This is a genomic window from Allobosea sp. Tri-44 (assembly GCF_004123845.1).
Taxonomy (GTDB): domain Bacteria; phylum Pseudomonadota; class Alphaproteobacteria; order Rhizobiales; family Beijerinckiaceae; genus Allobosea.
On the sequence record NZ_NBDP01000073.1, the window covers coordinates 1 to 7,654 of the forward strand.

Sequence of the window (7,654 nt, forward strand, 5' to 3'; positions counted from 1 at the left end):
CTTGTTCTTCTTAGTTACCTGCCCCTACCCCCATGTCTCTCCTTCGTGCCCCCCTCTTTCCCTCCCCGCCGCCCGTCCTATCGCTCCGGTTCACGCCGGCTGGCGCAACGAACGGAATGCCGTCCGCAATTCCGTGGTGAACAGCGCCGGCTGCTCCCAGGCGGCGAAATGGCCGCCCTTTTCGAGCCTGCTGTAGTGGATCAGCTGCGGATAGGCGCGCTGGGCCCAGCTCTGCGGCGCCTGGTAGATCTCGTCGGGGAAGGCACTGACGGCGACCGGGAAATCGACGCCACGGGCATCGAAGAAGCCGCCCTTGGCGACCTGTGCATTGTCCCAAAAGAAGCGTGCCGCCGAAACCGCGGTGTTCGTCAGCCAATAGAGCGTGATGTTGTCGAGCACGTCGTCTCGGGTCAGCCCCTCGCTCTCGCCGTCGAACACGCGGGCGATCAGATGATGGCTGCGGATGTCGTGATCGATCATCCAGGCTGCGTGCCCCACTGGAGAGTCTTCCAGCGCGTAGAGCGTCTGCGGCCGGGTGTTCATCTCGATCGCATAGCCGACGCCGTTCCTGAAAAAATCGTCGAGCTGATCCCAGGCCTTCTGCTCCTCGGAGTTGAGGCCGGCCGGCGCCGGTTCGCGCGCCGTCAGCCGCTTCGAGATGTCGGGCGGGACCGTGGCGGCCATGTTGGTGTGAATCGCAAGCAACCCGGCCGGCTTCTGCAGTGCCATAATCTCGGAAACGGCATTGCCGTGGTCGCCGCCCTGAGCGACGTAGCGTGTATAGCCGAGACGCTGCATCAGCGTCGCCCAGGCTTGCGCAACGCGCACGACCGTCCAGCCCGGCTCGGAGACCTTCGCTGAAAAACCGTGTCCGGGCAGCGAAGGAATGACCACGTCGAAAGCGTCGGCCGCCGTCCCGCCATGGGCGGTCGGATCGGTGAGAGGTCCGATGATCTTGAGCTGCTCGATGATCGAGCCCGGCCAGCCATGTGTGATGATCACCGGGAGCGCGTTGGCGTGCTTCGACTTCACATGGATGAAATGGATGTCGATCCCGTCGATCTCGGTGATGAATTGCGGCAAGGCATTCATCCGGGCCTCGACCTTGCGCCAGTCATAATCGCGCGCCCAGTAATTCGCGACCTTCTGCATTGTCGCGAGCCGGACGCCTTGCGAGGTGTCGCCGACCGTTTCGCGCTCCGGCCAGCGGGTCGCGGCGACGCGGCGGCGAAGATCGGCGAGCTGCTCTTCCCTCGCCTTGAAGTGGAAGGGGCGAATGCCGTTGCCGGGAGCGGCCGCGGCCGCCTGCTGCGGCAGAAACACATTCGCCGCGCTCAGGGCAACAGCACTCACTGCCGCCGCTTCCAAGATCTGACGGCGGTCAAATCTTCCGGATTCATTGATATTCTTTGTCATGGTGAGCTCCTTACTTTCTGGTCAGGCTCAAAAACATGCCGATCTGTCGCCAGCCCTGCGGTGCTGGATCTTTCGACTCCGGTCGGCTCATGGCGGTGAGTGGGCGTTCAGGCGGTAAGCTCGCGTGACTCCGAGGCATTTCCGCCGGCGCGTGAGATCCGATGATCCATCACGCTCCCTGGCCGTCTCTACTTTGCGAATCTCAAGGATATCGTTGAGCTAGCTCACGCTCTCAACTTCGCCGACGAAGCTGTAACCTCGCCCGGGAACGCTGGTGATGAACCGATTTCCTCTAGCCTTCGAGCGTGCCCGTGGATAGGCGCATGCGCCGCGCGACGTCCGACGGCATCGATGCCGAGTCACTCCTGCACACGCTGCTCGCATGGCTCCGCGGCGAAACCCGCGTTTGAGTCGGCCAAAAGGAGAAGGCTCGATCTATTCCAGCCTCGGGCAAGATCGAATTGAATCCACTCAGGGCTTAGGTGAACGTCTAGCGTATCAAGTCGTCCAGGCCCCAAGTTCTGATAGCCGTGCGGAATGTTTGCGGGACCCAAAACGACGTCACCTGCTTCAGCATCGATCGTTCTGTCGCCGACGGTGAAGCGAGCTCGGCCTTCAGTGATCGTGAAGATTTCGTCGTACGGGTGAACGTGCAAGGTCGGCCCCTCTCCCACCACGTCAGTGACGTAACGAATAAGCGTAATGTTGGTTTTCAAGCTCTTTCCTTCAAGCAGGCCACGTAATCTCTGCTCCGGATTTTGCCATTCACCAGCGGTCACGATTGCAGGTTCGATTTTCGATCGAATTGGCATGGCTAACGTTCCTTTAGACGGTGAGGGTTTTCTCGTTCGTTACTGCCGGTGTGCCTAAGTATGCCGATCTTAGGTACATGTTGGAGCCGTCAGCGCGGCTTGCGAGTCACCAGCGCTCGGTCAATCGCCAGGGGGACGTGGACGTCGGCAGCTGCCGGCTCAGGCGCGGTCCCGGGGGCGCTACTAAGGGTCCGCGACAGCGACGAGCATTTTCGAACGCATCTCAAGAATCCTATAGGTGGTTGGAGGGCGGGCTCTTGAGCTCGACGCTCTTGCCCTCGGGACTAGACGGCCGATGACGTAGGCGGAATTTAGCGACGGCGGTGGGCGGCGGCTCGAAGGCGAGGCCGATTTCCTGTTCTTCTTGCACCAAAATAGGCGCAGACATCGCAGAGACATAGTGTGCGTTCGGTGACAGTTCGTTGCGCTAAGGGAAACAGTCATGGAGCGGTTCGCCGCGATGCGCAGCTTTCGCGCGGTCCTTGAGCATGGAGGCTTTGGCGCGGCTGCAAAGGCGCTCGGCGTATCGAAGGCTACGATCAGCAAGCAGGTGACAGCGTTGGAGGCCCACCTTGGAGCCACGCTGCTTCATCGCACGACGCGACGGCTATCGCCGACCGAGGCTGGTCGAGCCTTTTACGCCGATGCCGTTCGCATCCTCGACGATCTCGCTGGGGCGGAGGAGCGGGTCGCGGAAGATCAGAGCGTGCCGCGTGGTCTGCTCCGTATCAACGCGCCGTTGTCGTTCAGCGTGGCGCGGCTGATGCCTGTCGTGTCAGCATTCATGGCGCGCTATCCGCAGGTGCGGATTGACCTGGCGCTGGATGATCGCCCGGTCGATCCGGTCGGTCATGCATTCGACCTTTCGCTGCGCATCCGCACAGCACTCGACGACAGCGTGCTGAGGTCGCGGCGGATTGGCGGGATCGCGCATGTCGTGTGTGTCACGCGCGACTATACTGCGCCGCCGCCGCAACGCCCTGAAGATCTCGTCGATCATCCGATGCTGGTCTATGGCGGCGCGCCCACCCAGGACTACCGGTTCGAGACGATCACGGGCCGTAGCCGTGTCACGATCGTCCGTATCATCCCAGCGCTGAGAACCAACAGCAGCCTCGCGATCCGCGAAGCGCTGCTGTCGGGCGCTGGAGTCGCCGTGATCCCGCGCTTCGTCGTCGACCACGACCTTGCCGAGGGGCGGCTCGTTCCGCTGCTGGCTGAGTGGCGGCTGCGTGATTATGCATTGTTCGCGCTGTTCACTGACGGGCGCGCGACGCCGGCCAAGCTGCGAAACTTCCTGGATATCTTGTTAGAGCAACGCCGCGTATTGACCGATTTCTGACATGAGTTGCGGTTGTACGATCGGGCCGGCCGGTGAAATCTGCCCCACCCACGTCGCGTACCCGCCTCCGGCGCATCCTTGCGGTCAAGAGGCTGGAGATGTCGGGGCGCAGCGCGGCGATCTGCTGAAGCAGGGTCGCGACCGCCAGCGCATCGACAACTCCGCCACAGATCGCAACCTAGGCAAGCCCCCGTCCCGGGCGATGAAGCGTCGCGCATGCGCCGCCCGCCGCCGACTATTTCATCGCTATGCCTAGCTTCGCAGGGTTGGGAGATCGACCCTATCAATTTTGGCTGACCCACACGCCGCGCGGCAGCGTCGTCAACGATCCCAGCAGGGTTGGTACAGCCCAGAACAAGAAAGTCAGCTACACTGCCGACGCGGTGGAGACGTTTCCATCGCAGGTAGATGGCGATTGAGTGCCCGTGCACACCTATCTGCTTGCGAACAAGGGCATCCCGATCATCGAGATGCCGGTGCTCGACGCGCGGGCGAAGGACCGGGTCTACAGCTTCGCGTTCGTCGGTGGCTCGCTGAAATTTCGAGAAGCCAGCGCGGCGCCGATCCGCCCAGTTGCGTTCGCGTTTCGCTAATCCAGGAGCGAATTATGATGGCCAAGGGCTGATCCAAAGTGTGACACCGGTCGCACGGTGTTCACTGGCAGGATGATGAGTGCGGGTGTTTGTCGGTGCCTAAACCCCGGTAGCGTCTGCGAGATAATTACCCTCCGGTTGTTACTGCTGATCTCCGCCCCGACGGGTTCATCTTCAAAGCTGTCGCAACGCTCATCAAATCGCAGAGGAGGAACGGAAATGCATCACGTTCGCCAAGAGGACTTACCCTTTGTTGGTAGTGTCCATAAGTTTGTCGGAGCCCATCAGGGCGACACCGGTGTGTCAGTCTACCTGTTCCGCCGGGAGCCCGGTTCCGGGGCAGTTCCGCATCGGCATCCTTATGACGAAATTCAGTTCATTCGTGAAGGCCGGGGAGTGTGGACGGTCGGCGGCAAGACTTTCGAAGGCCGTGGCGGCGACATCTTTGTTATCAAGGCTGGAGAGATTCACAGTTTCAAAGCAATCGGCGATTCGCCGCTGGTGCAGTTTGACGTACATCTCAGTGCAGATTTCATCCAGGAGGACCTATAGCACCGGGCAGAGGCACTGGGAGCAGGTCGGCCGGGATAACGCCAAGGAGCGGGAGCGGATCGCTGCGCGACCGCCGGCGTTCGTGTCAGATCTCAGTGGTGTGATTGAACAATTTCAACCTGAACTCTGGATTCATGGGCACGACCATGGGTCGCATGACTTTCGGATCGGCAAGGCGCGCATTCTTGCAAATCACGCCGCCTATCCAAACCTCCACCGAGATCGCGAGAATATAGGTTTCGAGCCGCGCTGCATCATTTGGGTCGATGGAGCGCAGAAATGAGCGGCTACGACGAAATGCGATGCGATATGCCGCTTTGATACCCACAGAGACGACCGTCAGACGCGGGGAACTCATGATCCACCCCACCGAGAGGTCCGAAACTCAAAGGAGGCGGGCGCCGGTCGATTGTCAGCGCGAAAGCCGAGTTGCTCCCTCGTGCGCAGGTCGTTTCGGTCGGGTCGTAGCCCTCCTGTTTCGTTCACTGGCAGTAAACGATGACTTTCCGCGAGCCGGACTACTCAGAATGTGAGCCGGAACCGACATTGGGACGGCGTGGTCGCCAAGTGGCGCCGCGAGAGCAGTCCTGACACGAGGAAAGCACCATGAGATTCTTCAAATTCGCAATTCCGCTGGCGCTGGCCGCCACCGCTTTCGCATTCCACTCCGTCCATGCCGAGTCCCGACAGGACCGTCGGTTCGTTCGCCTGTCCTTCAGTGATGGCCGCGCCGACGCGGTCGGCCTTGAGGCGGTCAACGAGCATCTTCTCAATGTCGGCGTCAGGGTGTCGGAGATTTCGATCCCCGAAAAAGGTCGGCCGTTGATCGAAATTTCCAAAACACGGGCTCTGAACGAGCAAGAGCAGAACCAACTCCTGTCGGTCTTCTCGCTGGATCGCGCCGCTCTCCTCGATCAGCTCTCCAAGGCCGGGCGCAAGGCAGCGGTCGAAGGTGGCGGGGCGCTCTCCATCTCGGAGAAGGACGTTCCACCCTATCCCAAGGTCTATGACATGAAGGCGCTCGACGAAAAGATGGTGGCGTTCCTCATGACGAAGTTCGGCCGGCTACACGTCAACAGCGCGGACGACGGGCATGGCATCGACGAGGTCATGACTATCGTGTCGGGAGGGCCCTACACTTGGTTCTTCGCCATGCAGGACGATACGATCGCCAAGGTCCGGTTCAGCGAGGTGAGGGGCGGCGACCAGGGATGGCGGATCAGCTATCCCGGTCTCGTTCCTCATGGCGGTTACTTCGACGCGCCGCATGGGCTCGTCGTTGCCTACGCCCACGGGCCGGGGCGGTTCATTATGCGCTACGAGGCAGAAAACGTGAAAGCCTCCAAGCGACTGAACGACAATCCGTGGATCGACTTCACCGCTAATCCGCCGCGACTTCTCGATCGATCGAAGGACACCGGCCGCTGATCACGGCTGCATGCAGTCCCGCCGCGGGCCTGCGACGCCGGCTCGTCTCGCGAACGCCTGAGACCAGCGGACTGTCCTTCTGCCACGAGCGAAGTTCATCAGCCCGATCCGCTACCCGCGCGCAGGTCGCCGAAGCTGTACGACCAGGTTTTGAGATCGTCGGTGATCTCGATGAACGCCCTGAGCTTGGGAGAAACGTGATGACGCGAGGGGTAGACGGCGTAGACAGTGGCCGTCGGCAGCTTCATTGGCAAGGACGCCACCAGCTGGGGTGCCAAGAGCAGGCAGCGACGCAAGGGGGTACTTCCATTTCGAATCGAATTGATCGCTGGCGCGGCGCCCTTGCGGGAAAGACTGGACTGCTAACGTCGCCAAAACCGCGATTCTCGGCTTAGTTGAAGCGGCAGCGCCGCCCGGTGGGGCCAGGCGGCGCTCATCAGATTGCGGAACTTTTCCTACAATCGCGGCAACACTATGCCTCGCTCTTCACTTTGGTCAGCACACTCGTAGCGTCTGCTTCTGGGCAATGCGCCAATGTCCGCAACTGGCGCTGGGCGCGTTCCTCGCCGCGGTTTTGCCAGGAGGCGAGAGAGGGCAATCCGTCTTTGATAGAATTTTCGTGGATGCGGCATCCCAAGAAGGGGATCTGCCATGGATATCCAGGCGCAGAACCAACTACCCCATCAGGCGTGGAACCTCGGGCGCATCATTGGACCGAAGCCGCCTCTAAAGCCAAAGCACATCTGGTCGTTGCGAACCCGGCTTCAGCATGAGGGGCGAACTCGCGATCTCGCCATGTTCAATCTTGCGATCGACAGCAAGCTGCGCGGATGCGATCTCGTTCGCCTTCGTGTCGGCGATGTCGTTCTCGGAGGCACCGTTCGCCTCCGAACTGCGATCGTTCAACAGAAGACCGGGCGGCCAGTACCATTCGAACTGACGGACTCAGCCCGCGAAGCGCTTACTGCCTGGCTTAGAAAGCGAGGTTCTCGTGAAAACGATTGGCTCTTCCCGAGCCGTAGCCGGCGTGGCGATCACATCACAACGCGCCAGTACGGTCGCCTTCTGGACAGTTGGGTAGCTCTGATCGGATTGGATCCAGCGCTCTACGGAACGCACAGTCTCCGGCGAACGAAGGTCGCGCTGATCTATCAGCGTACTGGCAATCTGCGTGCCTGCCAGCTTCTTCTAGGTCATACGAAGCTGGAAAGCACCGTGCGCTACCTCGGCATCGAGGTCGATGACGCGCTTCTTCTTTCGGAGCAAACGGACCTATGAGCTGTGGCACGGCGGACTCCCGCCGTGCCAGTTCCGCCATTCGGCCAACAGCGAACTTGGGTGGGTAGCTGACGTTCGTTGCGCCGTCTTGGATCGGCTGGATCGCGCCGATGTCGTTGAAAAAGTCGGCATTGCTGAGGTGGTGAAGTCCTGATTCAGTCGTCCTTGGGCGGAGGGCGGCGCGATGATGGGCGAGCGACAGGTGGCGCAGGAAGCGCTGTTCTACGAATTCA

9 protein-coding genes are annotated in these 7,654 nt (G+C 61.0%); 5 read left to right on the plus strand and 4 right to left on the minus strand.

Going from position 1 to position 7,654, the window contains the following annotated elements:
* Positions 1–90: 90 nt before the first annotated feature.
* Positions 91–1,416: an epoxide hydrolase family protein gene (locus B6S44_RS29130; RefSeq protein WP_129160505.1), complete on the minus strand. Its 1,326-nt coding sequence runs from the start codon at positions 1,414–1,416 to the stop codon at positions 91–93.
* Positions 1,417–1,775: 359 nt separating this feature from the next.
* Positions 1,776–2,228: a cupin domain-containing protein gene (locus tag B6S44_RS29140; RefSeq protein WP_129160506.1), complete on the minus strand. Its 453-nt coding sequence runs from the start codon at positions 2,226–2,228 to the stop codon at positions 1,776–1,778.
* Between the two features lie 442 nt (positions 2,229–2,670).
* Here B6S44_RS29140 and B6S44_RS29145 point away from each other — a divergent pair, with 442 nt between their 5' ends.
* From B6S44_RS29145 to B6S44_RS29150, 3 genes are all read left to right on the plus strand, one after another.
* Complete coding sequence (locus B6S44_RS29145; protein ID WP_129160507.1) at positions 2,671–3,570, plus strand: LysR family transcriptional regulator; 900 nt, start codon at positions 2,671–2,673, stop codon at positions 3,568–3,570.
* A 425-nt stretch (positions 3,571–3,995) separates the two neighbouring features.
* On the plus strand, positions 3,996–4,163 hold the full coding sequence (locus tag B6S44_RS29575; protein WP_164986012.1) for a hypothetical protein: 168 nt from the start codon (positions 3,996–3,998) through the stop codon (positions 4,161–4,163).
* Positions 4,164–4,382: 219 nt separating this feature from the next.
* Positions 4,383–4,715: a cupin domain-containing protein gene (locus B6S44_RS29150; RefSeq protein WP_164986013.1), complete on the plus strand. Its 333-nt coding sequence runs from the start codon at positions 4,383–4,385 to the stop codon at positions 4,713–4,715.
* Between the two features lie 85 nt (positions 4,716–4,800).
* Here the strand turns inward: B6S44_RS29150 and B6S44_RS29155 are convergent, their stop codons facing one another.
* Positions 4,801–5,073 (minus strand): hypothetical protein, encoded by a 273-nt coding sequence (locus tag B6S44_RS29155; protein WP_129160509.1) that lies wholly within the window; start codon positions 5,071–5,073, stop codon positions 4,801–4,803.
* 248 nt (positions 5,074–5,321) lie between these two features.
* Here B6S44_RS29155 and B6S44_RS29160 point away from each other — a divergent pair, with 248 nt between their 5' ends.
* Positions 5,322–6,143 (plus strand): hypothetical protein, encoded by an 822-nt coding sequence (locus B6S44_RS29160; protein WP_129160510.1) that lies wholly within the window; start codon positions 5,322–5,324, stop codon positions 6,141–6,143.
* 98 nt (positions 6,144–6,241) lie between these two features.
* Here B6S44_RS29160 and B6S44_RS29580 read toward each other — a convergent pair whose 3' ends face one another.
* Positions 6,242–6,391 (minus strand): hypothetical protein, encoded by a 150-nt coding sequence (locus tag B6S44_RS29580; protein ID WP_164986014.1) that lies wholly within the window; start codon positions 6,389–6,391, stop codon positions 6,242–6,244.
* 403 nt (positions 6,392–6,794) lie between these two features.
* Here B6S44_RS29580 and B6S44_RS29165 point away from each other — a divergent pair, with 403 nt between their 5' ends.
* On the plus strand, positions 6,795–7,421 hold the full coding sequence (locus tag B6S44_RS29165) for a tyrosine-type recombinase/integrase (RefSeq protein WP_129160511.1): 627 nt from the start codon (positions 6,795–6,797) through the stop codon (positions 7,419–7,421).
* Positions 7,422–7,654: the final 233 nt, after the last annotated feature.